This is a genomic window from Paracoccus aerius (assembly GCF_014656455.1).
Classification (GTDB): Bacteria; Pseudomonadota; Alphaproteobacteria; order Rhodobacterales; family Rhodobacteraceae; genus Paracoccus; species Paracoccus aerius.
The window spans coordinates 147,062-166,224 of the sequence record NZ_BNCL01000003.1 but is presented as its reverse complement, the minus strand read 5'-3'; the positions used below and the strand labels follow the sequence as shown (position 1 = coordinate 166,224).

The window sequence follows — 19,163 nt, the reverse complement described above, 5'->3', positions numbered from 1 at the left end:
TGCGAGGCGACGTTAACCCGACGCCTGCAAATCCGCGGTCAGCGCCGCCAGATCGCCGCGGCGCGCCGTCAGCATGGCGGCGATCTCGGCGCGTTCGCTGGCCAGCATGTTCACGCCCTCGATGATGATGTTGAAGAACTTGTCGCGGCCGGACTTGTTCGACACGTGCCACTCGACCTCCATGGGGGCACGTCCGTTCAGATAGGCGACCGAGGTCACGGCATAGAAGCTTTTCAGCGGGCGCGCGCCCGTCACCTCGATCTTCGAGCCGACGAACTCGCGGAAGCGCTTGCCGTACTTGCGGCCGATATAACCCTGGAAGGCTTGGGTATAGGCGGCAAGGGCGCGCGGATCGGCCTGCCGGGCGGCGGGACCAAGGGCCGAACGGGCGATCACGTCCACATCGGCATAGCGGGCGAAGATCGCTTCGAAATCCCGATACATCTGCGCCGGCTGCTGGCCCGAGTTGATGACCCTGTAAACCTCGCCCAGGGCCGTGTCGATCAGCGCACGGGCCTGGTTCGCGTCCAGCGACCAGCCGCGTATCGGTGCCAGCGAAAAGGCGGCCGCGCCGCCGATCAGCGCCAGGACGCCGCGCCGGTCATTCGGCATAAGGGTCGATGGCATCCTGCGCGGCGGTATCGGCATATGGGTCAATCTCGGCCCCTCCCTGGTTCAATTCGTGGCGGCGGTGCATCAGATAGATCAGCCGCACCTGGGCATAGCTATCCGCACTGCCTTGCAGAACACTATCCACCGTGTCCCCGAAACGCGCCCGCTCACCAGCTTTTGACGCGACCCGTAGGCCAAAAGCCGCCCATGCGCCGTCGCGGTGCAGCAGATGATAAAGCGGGTCGATCGCCAGATCGACGACCTTGCCCACGGCGTCCCGTTGGGTCGAGGGACCAAGGACGGGCAGTTCCAGATAGGCGCCCTCGGGCACGCCCCAGACGGCCAGCGTTTCGCCGAAATCGGTGTCCTGCTCGGGCAGGCCGAAGTCCTTGCCGGCCGGATCCAACAGGCCGCCCATTCCCAGCGTCGTGTTGACCGCAAAGCGGAAAAAGTTCTTGATCGCGGGTTCGGGCCGGCCCTGCAGGACGCTGTTGACGACCTTGCCCGGCAGCGACAGGTTGGAGCCTGCGTTGATGACCAGATCCATCGCGCCCGTCTGGCCCGGGGCCTTCTCGCCCGACGACACCAGGTTCGAGACCGGCGCGATCACCGTGCGGTCCAGACCCTTGTTGAAGGCATGGACGCGGCGGTTCTGCGCTTCATAGGGGTCGTTGACGCGGATGCCGTCCTGCATCACAGGTTCCGACGCGCAGCCGGCCAGAATCAGGCCAAGGGCCAGCGAAGCGAAAAGGGACAAGCGAGGCAAAGGATCTCCTAACCTTTTCGGAATAAGACAAGGGGCATGACCGTAGGCAGTATCTTCGCATACTGGCGTGCAGGCCCTGCGGCAAGGCCGGCACCGCCGGTTGATGAATGAAGGATGGTTGAATGAGCAAGTCGCCCGCTTTCCAGGAAGGCGCCAAGGAACTGCGCAAGGCCCGCGCCGCGGGCCTGCCGCTGCTGGGCGCGGTGGCGCTGTTTTCGGCGGTCGTGAACCTGCTGATGCTGACCGGTCCGCTGTTCATGCTGCAGGTCTATGACCGCGTCCTGGCATCCCGGTCGGTCGAGACGCTGACGGCGCTGTTCGTGCTGGTGGTGTTCCTGTTCCTGCTGATGGGGTTCGTGGACTTCATCCGGGCGCGCGTGATGCAGCGGCTGGCCGCGCGTTTCCAGGACAAGCTGGAAGGGCGGGTCTTCACCGCCGCCCTGCGCGAGGGTGCGATCTCGGGCGACGAATCTGCGGCGGCGGCCAGCGGGATGCGCGACCTGGACACGGTCCAGCGGCTGATCGGATCGCCGGTGCTTCTGGCGGTTTTCGACCTGCCCTGGGCGCCCCTGTTCCTGGCGGCCGTCTATATCTTCCACCCGCTGCTGGGCGTGGTGGCGACCATCGGCGGCGCGATCCTTGTCGTGTCCACGCTTGCCAACCGAACCCTGACGAAGACGCCGCTGCAGCAATCCAATGTCGCTTCGGCCCAGGCCCAGCGCATGGCGGATCTGTACCGGGACGAGGGCGAGGTCATCGGCGCCCTGGGGATGCGCGGCGCGACCTATGCCCGCTGGCGCAAGGCCAGGGCCGAGGCGCAAGAGCAATCGGTCCGCGGGGCAGACCTTCAGTCCGGCTTCACGGTCTTTTCGAAAAGCTTCCGGCTGTTCCTGCAAAGCGCGATGCTGGCCGCAGGCGCATGGCTTGTGCTGCAGCAGGCGGTGACGCCCGGCGCGATGATCGCAAGCTCGATCATGATGGGCCGCGCGCTTGCGCCGGTGGAGCAACTGGTCGGCGGCTGGCCAATGGTGCAGGCTGCGCAGGATGCCTGGGAACGGCTGGCCCGCCTGCTGTCGCGCCAGCCCGCCCAGGTGCCGCAGACGCCCCTGCCCCGCCCCGAGGCCGTGATCGAGGTGCGCCAGTTGTCGGTCGCGCCTCCGGGGCAGAACGTGGCGACCGTGCGCGGCGTGACCTTCGCCGTGGCGCCGGGGCAGGCGCTTGGCGTGATCGGCCCGTCGGGTGCCGGCAAATCGACCCTGGCCAAGGCGCTGATCGGCGCATGGCCGGTTGGCGCGGGCTCGATACGGCTGGGCGGCGCGACGCTGGACCAATATGACCCCGACGTGCTGGGCAACATGATCGGCTATCTGCCGCAGCAGGTGACGCTGTTCGACGGCACCATTGCCGAAAACATCGCGCGCCTGTCGCCCGACATGGACCCGGCCCGCGTGGTTCGCGCCGCCCAGGCGGCTGCGGCGCACCAGATGATCCTGGATTTGCCGCAGGGCTATGACACGCGGATCAGCCAGGCGACGGGCCGGCTGTCGGGCGGCCAGATCCAGCGGGTCGGCCTGGCGCGGGCGCTGTATCCGGACCCGGTCATGCTGGTGCTGGACGAGCCCAACTCGAACCTCGACAACGAGGGGTCGATGGCGCTGAACGCGGCGATCCGCCGGATCAAGGCGCAGAACGGCTGCGTCATCATCATGGCCCACCGGCCGGCGGCGATCAACGAATGCGACCTGCTGCTGGTCATGGAACAAGGAATGCGACGTGCCTTCGGGCCGCGCGACAAGGTGTTGCAGGAAATGGTGCAGAACTCGGCACAGATTCTCAAGTCCCAGGAAGCCGGTCGCACGGGGGGCGTATCATGAGCGACGACCAGAAGAAGCCCGAAGGCGGCCAGACCCCCGCCCCGCGTCCCGGCGGGATACAGACCGGCATCCTGTCCAGCCGCATCGCGCCGCCGGTCGACGCGCCGGTTCCCGGACCTCAACCGCGCCCCGCCGCGGCCCCCGCGCAGCCGGCCCCGCCGGTCGAGCCGCCGCAGCCCCCCGCCCCGCCCCGGCCGATCGCGCCGCCGGACCCGTCCCGCTGGTCCGTGCGCGGCGCGATGATCGCGGGGCTGGCCGCCATTGCCCTGCTGTTGGGCGGCTTCGCGGTTTGGGCAATCCAGAGCCGCATTGCCGGCGCGGTCGTCGCCTCGGGCCAGGTCGAGGTCGAACAGCAGCGCCAGGTCGTGCAGCATCCCGACGGCGGCGTGGTCGAGGAAATCCTGGTCAAGGACGGCCAGTCGGTCAAGGCGGGACAAACCCTGATGCGCCTGGACGGCAGCCTTTTGCGCACGGAACATGCCATCGTCGAGGGCCAGTATTTCGAGATCCTCGCCCGCCGCGGCCGGCTGGAAGCCGAACGCGCCGATGCCGAGACCATGGAAGTCCCACAGCAGTTGCTGGACGCGGCCTCGGGCAACGCCGAACTGCAGGAGCTGGTCGAAGGACAGCGCAGCCTGTTCGAGACCCGCCGCGACACGTTGCGCCAGTCGATCGAGCAGCTCGAAAAGCAGTCCGAGCAGGTCCGCCAGCAGGTCGACGGCATCGACGCGCAGATCGTCGCGCTCGACCGGCAGCGCGAACTGATCGGCGAGGAACTGGAGGACCAGCAATCGCTGCTGGATCGCGGTCTGGCCCAAGCCTCGCGCGTGCTGGCGCTTGAGCGCGAGGCGGCAAGTCTCGACGGCCGGCTGGGCGAGTTGAAGGCCAGCCGCGCGGCCGCCGAGACGCGCCAGACCGAATTGGATATCCAGCGGCTGCGCCTGGGGGCCGAACGCCGCGAGGAAGCGGAAACGGAACTGCGCGACCTGGGTTACCGGGAACTGGAACTGGCCGAACGCCGGCGCGGCCTAACCGAACAGATCGACCGGCTGGACATTCGCGCGCCCGCCGCAGGCGTCATCTACAACCTCCAGGTGACCACGCCCCGTTCGGTGATCCGCCCTGCCGACCCCGTGCTTTACGTGATCCCGCAGGACCGCCCGCTGGTCGTCAGCGCGCGCCTGGCCACGATCAACGTGGACGAGGTTCAGGTGGGCCAGCCGGTGGTGCTGCGGTTCTCGGCCTTTTCGTCGCGCACGACGCCGGAAATCGACGGGGTTCTGGGCCGCGTCTCGGCCGATGCCCTGACCGACGAGGCGACGCAGATGCCCTATTACCGCGCCGAGGTCACGATCCCGGCCGATCAGCTTGAAAAGCTGGGCGACCTGGCCCTGGTCCCGGGGATGCCGGTCGAGGTCTTCATCCAGACCGGAGAGCGCAGCCCGATGGATTACCTGATGAAGCCCCTGGCGGACTACTTCAACAGGGCCTTCCGGGAAAGCTGACGGCGTGGGGGGCCAGCTCCCCACGCCCCCCGGGATATTGTCGCCAAGATGAAGAGGCGCCTAGCGCTTGCGGCGGCGCTTGGTCGCGCGCTTGATTTCCGAAAGCCGGGACTTGGTGGACATGGGACGCGGTCCGCGCCTGCCCTTGCCCTTCTGCGGGCTTCGCGGCAGGGGCTGGCCCTCCAACTCCAGCAGGTCCAGCGTCAAGCCTCCGGTCATCGGGACTGCCTCGGCCAGGCGCACGGTGACCCGCTGACCCAGCCCGATTTCCAGCCCCGTATCGCTGCCGATCAGCATCTGCGCGTCAGGATCGAAGTGGAAATATTCGTTCCCGATGGCGCGGATCGGCAGAAGCCCATCGGCCCCGGTCTCGTCCAGCTTGACGAAGGCGCCGAATTTCTGGACGCCGCTGATCCGGCCGGTCATCTCGGTGCCCACGCGTTCGGACAGGAAGGCCGCCAGATAGCGGTCCGTCGTGTCGCGTTCGGCGGCCATGCTGCGGCGTTCGGTTTCGCTGATATGGGTGGCGGTTTCAGACAGGCGGTCCATGTCCTGGGGGCTGAGGCCGTCCTTGCCCCAGCCATGGCCGCTGATCAGCGCCCGGTGCACCACCAGGTCGGAATAGCGCCGGATGGGCGAGGTGAAATGGGCATAGCTTTTCAGCGCAAGCCCGAAATGGCCGAAGTTTTCCGGATGGTAATAGGCCTGCGTCATGGACCGCAGCGTGCTGATGTTGATCAGCTCGTCGAAATCGGTGCCTTCTGACTGGGCCAGCAGGCGGTTCAGGTGGCTGGTATGCAGCACCTGCCCCTTGGCCAGCGTAAAGCCCGAAGCCTGGGCCACCTCGCGCAGCGCGTCGATCTTGGCGAGGCTCGGTTCCTCATGCACCCGGAACAGAAGCGGGCGCTGGCGGCGGGTCAGTTCCTCGGCCGCGGCGACATTGGCCAAGACCATGAACTCCTCGATCAGGCGATGGGCATCGAAGCGTTCGCGGAAGTTGACCGACTTGACGCGGCCGTCCGGGGTCAGTTCGATCCGGCGTTCCGGAAGGTCCAGATCCAGCGGCTGGCGACGGGCGCGGGCATCCTTAAGCAGACCGTAGGCGTGCCACAGCGGGCGGATCACGTTGTCCATCAGCGGCTCGGACTGCGCATCCGGGTTGCCGTCGGCTGCCGCCTGCGCCTGTTCATAGGCAAGGCTGGCGCGGCTGTTCATCATGCCGCGATGGAAATTGTGGCTGATCTTGTTGCCCTGCGCGTCCAGCCGCATCCGCACCGCGATGACCGGCCGGTCCACGCCTTCGTGCAGCGAACACAGGTCGGCCGACAGCGCCTCGGGCAGCATCGGCACGACGCGGTCGGGGAAATAGGTGGAATTGCCGCGCAGCCATGCCTCGCGATCAAGGGCGCTGCCGGGGGTGACGTAATGGGCGACATCGGCGATGGCGACCCAGATGGTGGCGCCGCCGTCATCCTCGATATGGGCGGCCACCGCGTCGTCATGGTCGCGCGCATCCGAGGGGTCGATGGTCACCAGGGGCAGGTCGCGCAGATCCTCGCGCCCCTTCATGGTGGCGGGCTTGGCGCCCTCGGCCTCGGCGATCACGGCGTCGGGGAAATCGTCGGGAATACCGTGCTGGTGGATGGCAATCAGGCTGACCGCGCGGGGGGCGGAAGGATCGCCCAGCCGCTCGATGATCCGCGCACTGGGCAGGCCCAGCCGGCCCTTGGGTCCGACCTGTTCGGCCTGAACCAGTTCGCCGTTCTGCGCGCCCTGCGTGGCGTCATGGCGGACGCGCCATTCCTTGTCCTGGCCCTTGTCGATGGGGATGATCCGGCCGCCCTCGGCCTCCTTGCGGAAGATGCCGGTGATGCGGTGGGGCGCGGCCGTGATGCGGCGGATCAGACGGGCCTGATACTGGTAATCCTCGCCCTGCACTTCGACCAGGCGGCCCAGGAAGCGGTCTCCCCTGCCAAGCGCGGGGTCGCTGTCGCGCGGGGCGTAAAGGATGCGTGGCATCGGGCCGTCGCCCTGCCATTCCATCGGCCGCGCGAACAGGTCGCCCGACCCGTCCGGCGGCAGAAGTTCCAGCACCGTCACCGGCGGCAGGCGTTCCGCGTCAAGGTAATGACGGCGGCGGCGTTCCAGATGACCCTCGCCTTCCAGTTCCTTCAGCAGGCGCTTCAACTCGATCCGCTCGGCGCCCTTGATGCCGAAGGCCTTGGCGATGTCGCGCTTGGAATTGGCGTCGGGATGTTCCGCGACCCATTCCATGATCTGTTCCTTGCTGGGAAGCTGGGCCATGTTTCGGTCCTTCAAAGGTCGCGGGTCATGTCACGATGCGGGATTCCGGCATCGTCGTAAACCGGACCATAAGCGGTGAAGCCCAGCTTTTCGTAAAAGCCAAGCGCATGGGTCTGCGCCCCCAGCTTGGCGCGCGTGATGCCCGGCTGGACCCGCAGCACGTCAAGCGCGGCCCGGATCAGCGCCGCGCCCAGGCCCGTGCCGCGCGCCTGCGGCAGCACGCAGACGCGGCCGATCTTGCCCGTGTCGCCGTCCAGCAGGATGCGGGCGCTGCCGATGGGCTGGCCGTCCTTGGTCGCCAGCAGGTGGAGGGCGCTGTCGTCCAGCCCGTCGATCTCGCGATCCTCGGGGACGCGCTGCTCCTCGATGAACACGGTGCGGCGCAGGGCAAGGCAGGCGGCAAGGTCGGTGGTCTGTTCGATCTTCATTCGAAATATTTTTCCAGGATCCGCTGGTAGATGGTCTTGAGTTGCTGGACCTGCGCCACGGGCACGCGTTCGTCCACCTGGTGCATATAGGCGCCGACAAGGCCGAATTCGACCACCGGGCAGTGGTTCTTGACAAAGCGCGCGTCGGATGTGCCGCCGCTGGTGGACAGGACCGGCTGGCGGTTGGTTTCCTGCGTGACGACGCTTTGCACCAGATCGACGAAGGGGCCGGGCTGGGTCAGGAAGGCCTCGCCGCTGACATAGCTGTCGATGGTCAGGCTGACGCCGGTCGCCTCGGTCACGCGGGCAGCGCGGGTCTTCAGTTCGGCTTCCAGGCTGGCCCCGGTATGCAGGTCGTTGAAGCGGATGTTGACCACGGCGCGCGCCGTTTCGGGGATCACGTTGGACGCAGGATTGCCGCAGTCGATACTGGTGATCTGCAACCCTGTCGGGTCGAAGTGGTCGGTGCCTGCGTCCAGTGGCGCGGCGATCAGGTCGTTCAGGTATGCCGTCAGCGCGTGCAGCGGGTTTTTCGCGCGGTGCGGATAGGCCGCGTGACCCTGCTTGCCCTTGGCGGTCACGGTATAGGTCGCCGAGCCGCGGCGGCCGATCTTCATCATCTCGCCCATGTATTCGGGGTTGGACGGTTCGCCCACGATGCAGGCCTCCATCCGCTCGCCATTCGCCTCCATCCAGTCGAGGATCGCGATGGTGCCGTCGCGCGAGGTTCCCTCCTCGTCCCCGGTGATGGTCAGGATCACGGCACCGTCGGGGGGCGTCTGGCGCACGAAGTCGATGGCGGCGGCGACAAAGGCCGCGACGCCCGACTTCATGTCGGTGGCACCGCGTCCCCAGATGATGCCGTCCTCGACATGGCCGCTGAAGGGGGGATGGGTCCAGGACCCAAGGTCACCGGGGGGGACCACGTCGGTATGGCCGTTGAAGCCCAAGGCACGCGCGCCCTTGGCCCCCCAGCGGGCGAACAGGTTGGGCGTGCTGTTGCGATCGACGCGGTGGACCTCGAACCCCGCATCGGCCAAAAGGTCGCCCAGCAGCACCAAGGCACCGCCTTCTTCCGGCGTGACGGAAGGGCATCGGATCAGGCGAGCGGTCAGGTCGGCGGCATCGATCATGTCAAATCCAGTCTGAGAAGGCGCGGCGGACAAGGTTCAGGCCGGTGATGACCAGCAGGATCAGCGTCCAGCGGCGAAATTGCGCGACATCCATGCGGTCCTGCAAGGCAAAGCCCGCCAGCATCCCCCCGAAGGCAGGGATGCACAGGGCCGCGGACAAGGGAATGGTCTGCGCGTTGAGGATGCCCGAAACCAGGTGGGCCAAGGTCAGTCCGGTCGCCCCCAGCAGGAAGACCACGCCCTGCACGCGGACCTGTTCGCGCTTGTCCACCCCCAGCGACAGCAGCAGCACGACCAGCGGCGGCCCCCAGATGCCGGACACGCCGCCGTAAAGCCCGCCGACGATGCCGGTCGCGATCTCGGCCCGGCGGCGGTGGTGGATGGACAGGGTCATCGGCCGGCCTGCCAGTTGCCACAGCGCGAAGCCCAGGATCGGCAGGCCCAGCAGCGCATACATCAGCCCCTGCGGGATCTGGCGCGCCATTCCCGCCGACAGCATCAGGAAGACCAGCACCATCGCGATGTGCCAGCGGAAGTTGCGCACCGACTGGGCGGCGGCTGCCGGTCCCTGGCGAAGGGCCTGGTGGACGTTGGTGGTCAGCACCGGCAGGATCAGCGCCGCAAGCGCCACCTGCGGCGGCAGGATGGACGCGAAGGCCGAGGCCATGATCAGCGGCATGGCAAAGCCGATCGCCCCCTTCACGAAGCCCGCAAAGCCCGTCACGGCGAAGATCGTCCAGAATTGCCAGGGATCCAGTCCAAACATGCTTGGCAAGCTAGCCGTCCTTGCAGGGAATGAAAATGCCACATCCCTCGCAACCCGTCTCGACATATTCGTTCAATCTGAAAGGTTGAACCGCATTAATCTTGCGCTGCGCATGCGAAGGCGCTACCCATGCTGCAATGCCGCAAAAGGGTCGAATCCATGAAAGACATGCCGCACCAGTTCGAAACCGTCCTGTCCGAGCTTGCCGACCTCCAGTCACACGCGACCGAGGGGCTGCGTGCCAGCGTTTCGGCCAATGGCAAGGTGGATGCCGAGGCCCTGGAACGCCACCAGCACGCGGCCCATGCGCTGTCCTGGCTTGCGACCTATGTCAAATCGCTGCGCCAGCTTGCGGGATGGTCCGGCCGCGTCAGCGGAGAGATCGAGGATCTGATCACGCGGATCGGCTTTGGCGAATACCTGACCCAGATTGCGGGCGGTATCCCGATGAGCCAGACTGAATTCGCCCGCCTGTCCGACCTGGGCGTGGACTGGCAGCCGTCCGATGCGGCCCGCGCCCTGATGGCCGGCAACACGCCCGAGGCCCGCGCCCGCCTTGCCGCCCTGATCGCCGAGAACAAGGGCAGCGCGACATTCGGCGCCTCGGGCCTGGACGAGGATCTGGAAATGATCCGCGACCAGTTCCGCCGCTGGACCGACGACAAGGTTGTGCCCCATGCCCATGGCTGGCATCTGAAGGACAAGTTGATCCCCATGGAGATCATCACCGAGCTGGCAGAGCTTGGCGTCTTCGGCCTGACCATCCCCGAGGAGTTCGGCGGCCTCGGCATGTCGAAGGCGGCGATGGTGGTTGTCAGCGAGGAACTGTCGCGCGGCTATATTGGCGTGGGTTCGCTGGGCACGCGGTCCGAAATCGCCGCCGAACTGATCCTGGGCGGCGGCACCGACGCGCAGAAGGCCCACTGGCTGCCCCGCCTGGCATCGGGGGAAACCCTGCCAACGGCGGTTTTCACCGAGCCCAACACCGGCAGCGACCTGGGCAGCCTTCGCACGCGGGCCGTGAAGGATGGCGACACCTGGACGATCACCGGAAACAAGACCTGGATCACCCATGCCGCGCGCACCCATGTGATGACCCTGCTGGCCCGCACCGATCCCGACACCACCGATTACCGCGGCCTGTCGATGTTCCTGGCTGAAAAGACGCCGGGCACGGACGACAACCCCTTCCCCACCCCCGGCATGAGTGGCGGAGAGATCGAGGTGCTGGGCTATCGCGGCATGAAGGAATACGAGCTTGGCTTCGACGGCTTCACCGTCAGCGCCGAAAACCTGCTGGGCGGCGTGACCGGCCAGGGCTTCAAGCAGTTGATGCAGACCTTCGAATCCGCGCGCATCCAGACGGCGGCGCGGGCTATTGGCGTCGCACAGAACGCCCTGGAACTGGGCCTGCAATATGCGCTGGACCGCAAGCAGTTCGGCAAGCCGCTGATCGCCTTTCCGCGCGTGGCCGACAAGCTAGCGATGATGGCGGTGGAAATCATGATCGCGCGGCAGCTGACCTATTTCAGTGCCTGGGAAAAGGACCACGGCCACCGCTGCGACCTGGAGGCCGGAATGGCCAAGCTGCTTGGCGCGCGCGTGGCCTGGGCATCGGCCGACAACGCGCTGCAAATCCATGGTGGCAACGGCTTCGCCCTTGAATACCAGATCAGCCGTGTGTTGTGCGATGCACGCATCCTCAATATTTTTGAAGGCGCGGCGGAAATTCAGGCGCAAGTGATCGCCCGGCGTCTGTTAGGCTAGTGGCGTTTGCTCTAGGGTGCTGCAACCAAAGCGGTTTTGCCGCATTCCCCTTTGACGATCGCCCACAGGAGCCTTGATCATGTCCCGCCCTGCCCGATTTGGCACATTCGGCGCCCTGACCGCCGCAGCCTTCGCCCTTGCCGCCTGCGAACCCACCACGCCGCCCGTGGATCCTGCCAACGACCGCGGCTTCATTCCGGGCGGCAGCTATGCCCTGGTCGGCATGGATGGCGCGACCGTGCCGCTGCGCAACATGACGCTGACCATCGCCGAGAAAAGCGTGTCCGGCCGCGGCCCCTGCAACGGCTATGGCGCGGTCAACAATGCCGAACTGCCGCTGGTGGCCCTGTCGCCCCTGCAGACCACCGGCGTTCCCTGCGGCAAGAACACCACCATCGAGAACCGTTTCTTCCAGGTCCTGCAATCCGCGACCGAGATGGAATATTATGGCGGCGTCCTGAAGGTGAAGTCGCCCCAGACCTGGCTGATCTTCGAACGCGGCGTGACCGAGGCGCAAGCGCAGGTGACCGCACTGGACCAGGCCCGCGCGGGTCAGTAACCGGGTTTCTGCTGGCCCCGCGCCAGCCGGTCCACAAGACGCTGGCGGGCCGCCGGAACGGGCCGGCCCACCAGTTCACCGGCAATGCGCGTGGTCAGGAAATGGCCGGTGATCGCCAGCCCTTCTGCCAGACCCTGGCCGCGATTGTCGCCCGCCCCGCCCAGCATCCCCGGCAGGGGCAGCAGGCGGTCTGCCCATTCCCCCGCCCCTTCCCGGCTGACCGCGCGCCCGGACCGAGGGCTGACATAGGCCAGCCCGTCGCGCGCGCCTGTCACCGCGCAGGCCGACAGGTCAAGACCGAAGCCCATCTCCTCCAGCAGGCGGATTTCCCAGTGCAGGTAGTCGGCGCCCCAGTCGGCACCCGTTTCCATCCGGTCCAGCAGGCGTTCCGTGTCACTGACAAGGGCCGGGTGCGGGTCGCGTTCGGGCAGTGCGAAGACCAGCAGCGAACAGACCGCGTTCAGCCCGGCAAGCGCCAGAGGATCGGCCATCAGCCCCGACCGCAGGCGCACGGGTTCGACGGCAAAGGTGCCAAGCTGGTCGTCGCGCCGCGCCCGCCATCGCAGATCCAGCCGCGTGCCGGGTTGCAGCATCGCCGCGCGCTTTTGCGACACGCCGCCGGGCACCAGCCCGGAATGGCGGCCGTGCAGGTCGGTCAAGACGTCCAGGATCACCGCCGTCTCGCCGTGGGTCCGGCGGGCCAGGACGGTGCCTTCGGCCTGCCACTCCATCAGGCGCCGGGCAGGGTCAGCGACCCGTCGGCGGACAGGGGCCAGAAGGGATTGGTCGCGATTTCCCAGACATGTCCGTCGGGATCGGCGAAATAGCCGGAGTAACCGCCCCAGAAGACCTTTTCGGGCCGTTTCAGGACCGTCGCGCCCGCGTCCACCGCCGCCCGGAAGACCGCATCGGTTTCCGCATCATCCGTGCAATTCTGTGCCAGCGTCACCGCCCCCGTGCCAAGGGCCACACCGGGCCGCCCCTGGTCGGCGGCCAGATCGGCAAGCCCGAACAAGGCCAGAACCGCGCCGTTCATCTGGTAGAAGGTGACGCCCGGCTGGGAACCGGCGTGCGGCACCCATCCCCAGCCTTCATAGAACCACCGGGCGCGGTCCATGTCGGCGACGCCCAAGGTGACAAGCGTGATGCGCTGACGGGTCAGGGACATGGAACCTCCGATCGCAGCTTGGCACGAGGCCGGGTGACTGCCAAGTCAGGACATCGCCCGGCGCCGCGCCCCTGCGCCACGCAGCATCGACAGCGTATAGATCACCAAGGCCGCCCAGATCATCGGAAAGGCGATCATCTGTGCCGCGCCGAAGGGTTCGTCAAAGATCAGCACCGCGGTCAGGAAGATCATCGTCGGCGCGATGTATTGCAGGATGCCGATGGTCGACAGCCGCAACTGCTTGGCAGCCGTCGCATAGCAGATCAGGGGTACTGCCGTCACCGGCCCGCAGGCGATCAGCAGCAGCGTGTCGGCCAGGCTTCCCGACGCGAAATGCGACTGCCCGCTTGCCCCCAGCCAAAGGACATAGGCCAGGGCGAATGGCGTCAGCAGCAGCACTTCCAGCGTGAAGCCCTGGGTCGGCCCCAGCGGCAGGCTTTTCTTGCAGAAGGCATAGAAGCCCCAGGTCAGCATCAGCCCGATCGCCACCAGCGGCAGCCGCCCAAGCTGCACCGTCAGCACCACGACCGCCAGCGAGGCAAGCGCGATTGCCACCATCTGCGCCCGGTTCAGGCGTTCGCGCAGCAGCGTGGCCCCCATCAGGACGCTGAACAGCGGGTTGATGTAGTATCCAAGCGCTGCGTCAAGCGCGTGGTTGTTGCCCACGGCCCAGACATAGATCATCCAGTTCACCGAGATCAGCGCGGCGGTGATCAGCGCCATGCCCAGCAGGCGCGGCTGGCGCAAGGCGCCCGCGACCTCTCGCCAGCGGCGCTGCAGCAGCAGGACCGCAAGCGCGATGGGCAGCGACCACAGGACGCGATGGGCGATCACCTCGGACGGGGGAACGTGGGCCAGTTCCTTCATGAACAGCGGCAGAAAGCCCCACATGACATAGGTCGCGATGGCCAGGATCAGGCCACGGGGCGAATCAGCGGGTTGGGAAAGGCTGCTCATGCCGATTGCATAGGCTGCAAAAGAGGCCCGCGCCAGATGGATCAGGCAAGCCCGGCTTCGTCCAGCAGCGTCCGGCCATCGCGGTTTTCGATCTCGATCACCCACAGGTCGGGGTCGAAGCCGCGCTGCCGGGCGATGGCCTCATCGACCTCGCGTTCCGGGCCCTGGGCGATGACCTGCCAAGGGCGGCTGTCGCTGTCGAAGTCCCATTCGCGGCCATAAAGCGCGGCGGTTCCGTTTAGCATGGCGCATTTCACCAGAACCGCGCCGGCCGTTCCGTCGCCCCGCGCGGTCACATAGGCCGGGATATGGGCAAGCCCCAGCCGCGCCAGATAGGCCGAGACCCAGATGCCTGTCGCGAGCCTCGGCTCAGGCATCGCCGTCGCGGAAATCGAGTCCCATCTCGTTGTAGCGCTCGGCCTCGTCCAGCCAGTTCTCGCGCACCTTCACCTGCAGGAACAGGTGGACGCGGCGGCCCATGAATTCTTCCAGTTCGGCGCGCGCGGCCTGGCCCACGGCCTTGATCGTCTCGCCGCCCTTGCCCAGGACGATGCCCTTGTGGCCCGCGCGGGCGACATAGACGACCTGGTCGACCTTGGCGGACCCGTCCTTGCGTTCCTCCCAGGCTTCGGTTTCCACCGTCAGTTGATAGGGGATTTCCTCGTGCAGGCGCAGGGTCAGCTTTTCGCGGGTGATTTCCGCCGCGATCATGCGCATGGGCAGGTCGGCGATCTGGTCCTCGGGGTAAAGCCAGGGGCTTTCCGGCAGCGTTCCGGCCAGCCAGTCGCGCAACTGGTCGCAGCCATAGCCCTTCTCGGCGCTGATCATGAAGGTCTGCACAAAGGGGAAGGCAGCGTTCAGTTCGGCCGACAGGGCCAGCAGGGTTTCGGCCTTCACGCGGTCGATCTTGTTGATGACAAGCCCCACGGGGGTCTGGCTGTCCAGTCCCTTCAGCGATTCGATGATCGCCTTGGCGCCTTCGGTCAGTCCGCGATGCGCCTCGACCAGCAGCAGGATGATGTCGGCGTCGGCCGCCCCGCCCCAGGCGGCCTTGACCATGGACCGGTCCAGCCGGCGGCGCGGGCGGAAGATGCCCGGCGTGTCCACGAAGACGATCTGCGCCGCGTCATGGATGGCGATGCCGCGGATGCGGGCGCGGGTGGTCTGCACCTTGTGGGTGACGATGCTGACCTTGGCGCCGACCATTTGGTTCAGCAGCGTGGATTTTCCGGCATTGGGCTCGCCGATCAGGGCGACGAAGCCGGCGCGGGTGGATGTGTTGTCGGTCATGCGCGGCCCTCCAGCCGGTCCAGCAGCGCCTGCGCCGCCGCCTGTTCGATGCTGCGTTTCGTGCCCGCGCCCTGGGCCTGCGCCTCGCGACCGTCGGCCAGGCGCGCGGTGATCAGGAAGACGGGCGCGTGATCCGGACCGCTGCGTTCGGTCTGTTCATAGGCGGGCGGAGGCATTCCGTTTGCCTGCGCCCATTCCTGAAGCGCCGTCTTGGCGTCGCGGGGATCGTCCTCGAGCGTATCGAGGCGGCCGCCCCACAGGCGCAGCACGATCCGGCGCGCCGCTTCAAAGCCCGCGTCCAGATAGACAGCGGCCAGCACGGCCTCCATCGCGTCTGCCAGCAGGGCTTCCTTGCGGCGGCCGCCCGACATCATCTCGGACCGTCCCAGCTTCAGCACGTCGCCCAGCCCGATCTCGCGCGCAATGGAGGCGCAGGTTTCACCGCGGACAAGCGCGTTGTAGCGGGGGGCAAGCTGGCCTTCGCTGGCGGACTTGTCGGCGTCGAACAGCGCCTCGGCCATTACCAGGCCCAGGACGCGGTCGCCCAGGAACTCCAGCCGCTGGTTGTCCGGCCGGGTGGCGCTGGCGATGGATCCGTGGGTCAGCGCGCGCACCAGCAGTTCGGGACGCGCGAAGTCGTGCCCCAGCCGGGCCATGAAGGCGCGGATGTCGGCGCCGGGTTTCAATCGACCGCCTTGAAGAAGCGGTCCGCCCGCCAGGTCCAGAAATACAGAAGCGACCGCCCCGCGGACGAGAACATGATCCGGTCGGCGCGGCCGATCAGGTATTGCGACGGCACGAAGCCAAGGCCACCGATTTCCTGCGGAAAACGCGAATCCTCGGAATTGTCGCGGTTGTCGCCCATGAAGAAATACTGGCCTTCGGGGACCGTGAAGGTGGGCGTGTCGTCGGCGAATGCGCCGTCCTGGATGTTCAGGATGTCGTGGCTGCGTCCGCCGGGCAGGGTCTCGGTGAAACGCTGCTTGATGCACTGGCCACCCTCAGCGACCGGATCGTTGACGCAGCGCGGGATCAGCCCTTGCGGCCCCTGCTGTTCCTTGATTTCCACGAACTCGCCTGCGGGGGTGACGGGCACTTCCTCGCCGTTGATCCACAGCCGGCCGTTGCGCATCTGGATCGTGTCGCCCGGCAGGCCGATCAGCCGCTTGATGAAATCGACCCCCCGCGTGGGGTGGCGGAAGACGACCACGTCGCCCCGTTCGGGTTCCGATGCCAGGATGCGGCCGCTGATCGGGCAGATCGAGAAAGGGCAGGAATACTGAGAATAGCCGTAAGCCATCTTGTTGACGAACAGGAAGTCGCCGATCAGCAGCGTGTCCTTCATTGACCCGGACGGAATCCAGAAGGGCTGGAAGAACAGCGTGCGGAAGATGCCCGCAATGACAAGCGCCCAGAAGACGGTCTTGACCGTTTCCCACAGGCCTTCCTTTTTCTTGCCCGCCGTGCTGTCGGCCATGATGTCGTCCTTCGTCAACTAAGCGCGGGCGATTGGCCGCATTGGCGCGTTCATGGTCCCCGGCGGGGGGCAAAGTCAAGATTGGCCGGGACCGGGACGCGCCTCGATCACCACGAAAGCCTGCGCCCAGGGGTGATCGTCGGTCAAGGTGACGTGAACGATCGCGTGGTGGCCCGGCGGCGTCATCGCGGCCAGGCGGTCGGCGGCCCAGCCGGTCAGTTCCATCACCGGCTGGCCCGACCGCAGGTTGCTCACTGCCATGTCGCGCCAACTGATCCCCATGGCAAGCCCGGTGCCAAGCGCCTTGCTGCACGCCTCCTTGGCGGCCCATCGCTTGGCCAGCGTCCCGGCCTCGTCCCGGCGGCGGGCGGCCTTGGCCAGTTCCGTGGGCGTGAAGACGCGATGGCGAAAGCGGTCGCCGAAGCGGTCGAGCGTGCCGGCGATGCGCTCGATATTGGCAAGGTCCGTGCCGATGCCCAGGATCATGCGGCCTGTCCGATGCTGAAGGGGGCCGTCATTCCCGCACCTCGGTCCCGATCTCTCCGGTCTGCTGGTTGATCGTGACGACCAGCGTATAGGGTTCGCCCTCGGGCGCGGCGTCGGCATAGCGGGTTGCGCGAAACGTCACCACCAGCTCCTGCTGGGGATCGTAGGTCGCCCGGCGCGAAGCGAAATCCAGGCCATAGAAGCCGATCCCGTCCGCCCCGATGACGCGGCATTGCCGCAGCCCCAACTCGTCGCGCGGTGGGCTGATGACGACCAGCTTCCAGGCGCCACCGGCGGGTTCCACCATGTCCAGCAACACAAGGCGGACCTCGCCATTGGCATAGGTTGCCGTGTTCTGCTCCCACGGCTCGGCGATGGTATCGACACGCGGGCCGTCGCCGCAGGGCGTCACCTCGACCTGCTGGGATTGCGCTGCGCCCCCAAGCAGCGTCAAGGCGGCTGCCAGATGGATCATCCCCAGCCGGATCATGCCCGGGCCTCGTCCATGCAGCGCCGCATTTCCCGGATCGCGCCGTCAAGGCCGATGAAGACCGATTCCGCGATCAGGAAATGGCCGATGTTGAGTTCCTTGACCTGCGGGATGGCGGCGATGGGGCCGACGGTGTCGAAGGTCAGGCCGTGGCCTGCGTGAACCTCCAGCCCCAGGCTGGCGGCCAGCCGCGCGCCCTCGACCAGGCCCGCCAGTTCGCGGTCACGGTCGGTGTGGCGGCCCTCGGTGTCGTAATCGCAATAGGCGCCGGTATGCAGTTCCACGACCGCCGCGCCGATCCGCGCCGAGGCCTCGATCTGCGCCGGGTCATGGCCGATGAACAGCGACACGCGGCAGCCGGCATCCCGCAGGGGGGCGATGTAGTCGGCCAGCATCGCCTCGTTTCCCGCCACGTCCAGACCGCCTTCGGTGGTGCGTTCCTCTCGCTTTTCCGGGACGATGCAGACCGCATGGGGGCGGTGGCGCAGGGCAATGGCCTGCATTTCCGGGGTCGCGGCCATTTCCAGGTTCAGGGGCAGCGTCAGGTTCGCCATCAGGGCGTCGATGTCGGCGTCGCTGATATGGCGGCGATCCTCGCGCAGGTGGGCGGTGATGCCGTCGGCGCCTGCCGCCTCGGCCATGCGGGCGGCGCGCAGCGGATCGGGCCAGGGCGTGCCGCGGGCGTTGCGAATGGTTGCGACGTGATCGATGTTGACGCCAAGACGCAGCATGAAATCCCTCGTGCGGTTTTCGCCAGCTTAACGGGGCGCGGGCGGCGGTGCCAGTTCCGTGGCGACGGCCCACCAGCCATGCTGTTTCAACACGGTGGCGGAAATGCTGGCGCGTTCGGCAGTGTCGAAAAGCCCGAAGCAGGTGGCCCCGGAACCCGACATCCGCGCAAATGCCGCGCCTGTCGCCCGCAACGCCTTAAGCACCTGGCCGATCAGCGGCGCGATGGCCTGGGCAGGCGCTTCCAGGTCATTGCGGGTGGCGGCCAGCCAGTCCGCCAGGTCCGCAAGGCCGGTAAACGGCGGGATCGGCGGCAAGGGGTCGTTCTCTCGCCGCTCCATGGCGGCGAAAACCTGCGGCGTGGACACCGCCACGCCGGGATTGACCAGCACCAGCGGGATGGCGGGCAGCGGCGGAAGGGGTGTCACGATTTCGCCCACCCCCTGCATCCGGGCGGGGCGCGAGCCGATGCAGACCGGCACATCGGCGCCAAGCCGTTCGGGATGGTGGGGCATCGGTTGGCCCATCCGCGCCAGCCCGCGCAGGACGGCCGCCGCATCGGCCGAGCCGCCGCCGATGCCCGAGGCGACGGGCAGGTTCTTGGTCAGCCGGATCGCGGCCTCGCCGCCCGCCAGCCGCGCGGCGTGCAGGCAAAGGTTGTTCTCGGTCGAAAGGCCTGCCGCGAACGGCCCGTCGATCCGCAGCGACAATGGCCCCGGCTCCAGCATCACCCTGTCGCCCATGCCTGCAAAGGCCACCAGCGAATCCAGCAGGTGATAGCCGTCGGCGCGGCGGCCGGTCACATGCAGCGCAAGGTTCAGCTTGGCCGGCGCAGCCTCAAGGATGGGCATG

The 19,163-nt window shown here is 67.2% G+C and carries 21 protein-coding genes; 4 read left to right on the top strand and 17 right to left on the bottom strand.

Annotation, left to right across the window (positions count from 1 at the left end; all coding sequences use genetic code 11):
* Positions 1 to 12: 12 nt before the first annotated feature.
* Complete coding sequence (locus tag IE224_RS05025; protein WP_191308508.1) at positions 13 to 612, bottom strand: MlaC/ttg2D family ABC transporter substrate-binding protein; 600 nt, start codon at positions 610 to 612, stop codon at positions 13 to 15.
* Positions 602 to 1,306: an MlaA family lipoprotein gene (locus IE224_RS05020; protein WP_167623359.1), complete on the bottom strand. Its 705-nt coding sequence runs from the start codon at positions 1,304 to 1,306 to the stop codon at positions 602 to 604. The genes IE224_RS05025 and IE224_RS05020 overlap by 11 nt, the downstream gene beginning before the upstream one ends.
* Positions 1,307 to 1,500: 194 nt before the next feature.
* On the opposite strand from IE224_RS05020, the gene IE224_RS05015 reads away from it, so the two are divergent.
* Positions 1,501 to 3,252 carry a type I secretion system permease/ATPase gene (locus IE224_RS05015; protein WP_167621232.1) on the top strand — a complete coding sequence of 584 codons (1,752 nt, stop codon included), beginning with the start codon at positions 1,501 to 1,503 and terminating at the stop codon, positions 3,250 to 3,252.
* 239 nt (positions 3,253 to 3,491) lie between these two features.
* Positions 3,492 to 4,757 carry an HlyD family type I secretion periplasmic adaptor subunit gene (locus tag IE224_RS05010; protein WP_235986171.1) on the top strand — a complete coding sequence of 422 codons (1,266 nt, stop codon included), beginning with the start codon at positions 3,492 to 3,494 and terminating at the stop codon, positions 4,755 to 4,757.
* Positions 4,758 to 4,817: 60 nt separating this feature from the next.
* Here the strand turns inward: IE224_RS05010 and rnr are convergent, their stop codons facing one another.
* From rnr to IE224_RS04990, 4 genes are read right to left on the bottom strand one after another with little or no spacing between them, the layout of a single operon-like run.
* Entirely contained in the window at positions 4,818 to 7,061 is a 2,244-nt protein-coding gene (gene rnr / locus IE224_RS05005; RefSeq protein ID WP_191308507.1) for a ribonuclease R, read from the bottom strand.
* A gap of 11 nt (positions 7,062 to 7,072) precedes the next feature.
* Complete coding sequence (locus tag IE224_RS05000) at positions 7,073 to 7,489, bottom strand: GNAT family N-acetyltransferase (protein WP_167621230.1); 417 nt, start codon at positions 7,487 to 7,489, stop codon at positions 7,073 to 7,075.
* On the bottom strand, positions 7,486 to 8,622 hold the full coding sequence (gene dapE, locus IE224_RS04995) for a succinyl-diaminopimelate desuccinylase (protein WP_191308505.1): 1,137 nt from the start codon (positions 8,620 to 8,622) through the stop codon (positions 7,486 to 7,488). The genes IE224_RS05000 and dapE overlap by 4 nt, the downstream gene beginning before the upstream one ends.
* A gap of 1 nt (position 8,623) precedes the next feature.
* A complete protein-coding gene (locus IE224_RS04990; protein WP_191308735.1) occupies positions 8,624 to 9,388 on the bottom strand; it encodes a sulfite exporter TauE/SafE family protein in 765 nt (254 codons plus the stop codon).
* Between the two features lie 168 nt (positions 9,389 to 9,556).
* Here IE224_RS04990 and IE224_RS04985 point away from each other — a divergent pair, with 168 nt between their 5' ends.
* On the top strand, positions 9,557 to 11,155 hold the full coding sequence (locus IE224_RS04985; RefSeq protein ID WP_191308733.1) for an acyl-CoA dehydrogenase family protein: 1,599 nt from the start codon (positions 9,557 to 9,559) through the stop codon (positions 11,153 to 11,155).
* A gap of 79 nt (positions 11,156 to 11,234) precedes the next feature.
* Complete coding sequence (locus tag IE224_RS04980; protein WP_167621227.1) at positions 11,235 to 11,714, top strand: META domain-containing protein; 480 nt, start codon at positions 11,235 to 11,237, stop codon at positions 11,712 to 11,714.
* Here the strand turns inward: IE224_RS04980 and recO are convergent.
* From recO to IE224_RS04925, 11 genes are all read right to left on the bottom strand, one after another.
* Positions 11,708 to 12,445 (bottom strand): DNA repair protein RecO, encoded by a 738-nt coding sequence (gene recO / locus IE224_RS04975; protein ID WP_191308503.1) that lies wholly within the window; start codon positions 12,443 to 12,445, stop codon positions 11,708 to 11,710. The two genes, IE224_RS04980 and recO, sit on opposite strands and share 7 nt — an antisense overlap.
* Entirely contained in the window at positions 12,445 to 12,876 is a 432-nt protein-coding gene (locus IE224_RS04970; RefSeq protein WP_191308732.1) for a VOC family protein, read from the bottom strand. Before IE224_RS04970 ends, recO begins: the two co-directional genes overlap by 1 nt.
* A gap of 51 nt (positions 12,877 to 12,927) precedes the next feature.
* Positions 12,928 to 13,839, bottom strand: coding sequence for an EamA family transporter RarD (gene rarD, locus IE224_RS04965; RefSeq protein ID WP_191308502.1), 912 nt, complete (start codon positions 13,837 to 13,839; stop codon positions 12,928 to 12,930).
* Positions 13,840 to 13,880: 41 nt separating this feature from the next.
* Complete coding sequence (locus tag IE224_RS04960; RefSeq protein ID WP_191308500.1) at positions 13,881 to 14,216, bottom strand: DUF1491 family protein; 336 nt, start codon at positions 14,214 to 14,216, stop codon at positions 13,881 to 13,883.
* Positions 14,209 to 15,129, bottom strand: a complete 921-nt coding sequence (era, locus tag IE224_RS04955; protein WP_191308499.1) for a GTPase Era — start codon at positions 15,127 to 15,129, stop codon at positions 14,209 to 14,211. Before era ends, IE224_RS04960 begins: the two co-directional genes overlap by 8 nt.
* Positions 15,126 to 15,815 carry a ribonuclease III gene (gene rnc / locus IE224_RS04950; protein WP_167621222.1) on the bottom strand — a complete coding sequence of 230 codons (690 nt, stop codon included), beginning with the start codon at positions 15,813 to 15,815 and terminating at the stop codon, positions 15,126 to 15,128. The genes era and rnc overlap by 4 nt, the downstream gene beginning before the upstream one ends.
* On the bottom strand, positions 15,812 to 16,606 hold the full coding sequence (gene lepB / locus IE224_RS04945; protein WP_167621221.1) for a signal peptidase I: 795 nt from the start codon (positions 16,604 to 16,606) through the stop codon (positions 15,812 to 15,814). The genes rnc and lepB overlap by 4 nt, the downstream gene beginning before the upstream one ends.
* Positions 16,607 to 16,681: 75 nt before the next feature.
* Entirely contained in the window at positions 16,682 to 17,092 is a 411-nt protein-coding gene (acpS, locus tag IE224_RS04940; protein WP_191308497.1) for a holo-ACP synthase, read from the bottom strand.
* 28 nt (positions 17,093 to 17,120) lie between these two features.
* A complete protein-coding gene (locus tag IE224_RS04935; RefSeq protein WP_191308495.1) occupies positions 17,121 to 17,582 on the bottom strand; it encodes a hypothetical protein in 462 nt (153 codons plus the stop codon).
* The gene (locus IE224_RS04930; RefSeq protein ID WP_191308493.1) at positions 17,579 to 18,313 is read right to left on the bottom strand and encodes a pyridoxine 5'-phosphate synthase; all 735 of its coding nucleotides are present in this window, start codon (positions 18,311 to 18,313) and stop codon (positions 17,579 to 17,581) included. Before IE224_RS04930 ends, IE224_RS04935 begins: the two co-directional genes overlap by 4 nt.
* A 27-nt stretch (positions 18,314 to 18,340) precedes the next feature.
* The gene (locus tag IE224_RS04925) at positions 18,341 to 19,162 is read right to left on the bottom strand and encodes a 4-(cytidine 5'-diphospho)-2-C-methyl-D-erythritol kinase (RefSeq protein WP_191308492.1); all 822 of its coding nucleotides are present in this window, start codon (positions 19,160 to 19,162) and stop codon (positions 18,341 to 18,343) included.
* Position 19,163: the final 1 nt, after the last annotated feature.

What these genes read in the sequence shown, in the direction of transcription:
- IE224_RS04960 (WP_191308500.1), bottom strand. Translation starts at nt 14,216, where the DNA reads ATGCCTGAGCCGAGGCTCGCGACAGGCATCTGGGTCTCGGCCTATCTG.
- IE224_RS04930 (WP_191308493.1), bottom strand. Translation starts at nt 18,313, where the DNA reads ATGCTGCGTCTTGGCGTCAACATCGATCACGTCGCAACCATTCGCAAC.
- recO (WP_191308503.1), bottom strand. Translation starts at nt 12,445, where the DNA reads ATGGAGTGGCAGGCCGAAGGCACCGTCCTGGCCCGCCGGACCCACGGC.
- rarD (WP_191308502.1), bottom strand. Translation starts at nt 13,839, where the DNA reads ATGAGCAGCCTTTCCCAACCCGCTGATTCGCCCCGTGGCCTGATCCTG.
- IE224_RS05010 (WP_235986171.1), top strand. Translation starts at nt 3,492, where the DNA reads ATGATCGCGGGGCTGGCCGCCATTGCCCTGCTGTTGGGCGGCTTCGCG.
- rnr (WP_191308507.1), bottom strand. Translation starts at nt 7,061, where the DNA reads ATGGCCCAGCTTCCCAGCAAGGAACAGATCATGGAATGGGTCGCGGAA.
- IE224_RS04980 (WP_167621227.1), top strand. Translation starts at nt 11,235, where the DNA reads ATGTCCCGCCCTGCCCGATTTGGCACATTCGGCGCCCTGACCGCCGCA.
- IE224_RS05015 (WP_167621232.1), top strand. Translation starts at nt 1,501, where the DNA reads ATGAGCAAGTCGCCCGCTTTCCAGGAAGGCGCCAAGGAACTGCGCAAG.
- IE224_RS05020 (WP_167623359.1), bottom strand. Translation starts at nt 1,306, where the DNA reads ATGCAGGACGGCATCCGCGTCAACGACCCCTATGAAGCGCAGAACCGC.
- IE224_RS04935 (WP_191308495.1), bottom strand. Translation starts at nt 17,582, where the DNA reads ATGATCCGGCTGGGGATGATCCATCTGGCAGCCGCCTTGACGCTGCTT.
- lepB (WP_167621221.1), bottom strand. Translation starts at nt 16,606, where the DNA reads ATGGCCGACAGCACGGCGGGCAAGAAAAAGGAAGGCCTGTGGGAAACG.
- dapE (WP_191308505.1), bottom strand. Translation starts at nt 8,622, where the DNA reads ATGATCGATGCCGCCGACCTGACCGCTCGCCTGATCCGATGCCCTTCC.
- IE224_RS05025 (WP_191308508.1), bottom strand. Translation starts at nt 612, where the DNA reads ATGCCGAATGACCGGCGCGGCGTCCTGGCGCTGATCGGCGGCGCGGCC.
- IE224_RS04985 (WP_191308733.1), top strand. Translation starts at nt 9,557, where the DNA reads ATGCCGCACCAGTTCGAAACCGTCCTGTCCGAGCTTGCCGACCTCCAG.
- IE224_RS04990 (WP_191308735.1), bottom strand. Translation starts at nt 9,388, where the DNA reads ATGTTTGGACTGGATCCCTGGCAATTCTGGACGATCTTCGCCGTGACG.
- acpS (WP_191308497.1), bottom strand. Translation starts at nt 17,092, where the DNA reads ATGATCCTGGGCATCGGCACGGACCTTGCCAATATCGAGCGCATCGCC.
- IE224_RS04925 (WP_191308492.1), bottom strand. Translation starts at nt 19,162, where the DNA reads ATGCCCATCCTTGAGGCTGCGCCGGCCAAGCTGAACCTTGCGCTGCAT.
- era (WP_191308499.1), bottom strand. Translation starts at nt 15,129, where the DNA reads ATGACCGACAACACATCCACCCGCGCCGGCTTCGTCGCCCTGATCGGC.
- IE224_RS05000 (WP_167621230.1), bottom strand. Translation starts at nt 7,489, where the DNA reads ATGAAGATCGAACAGACCACCGACCTTGCCGCCTGCCTTGCCCTGCGC.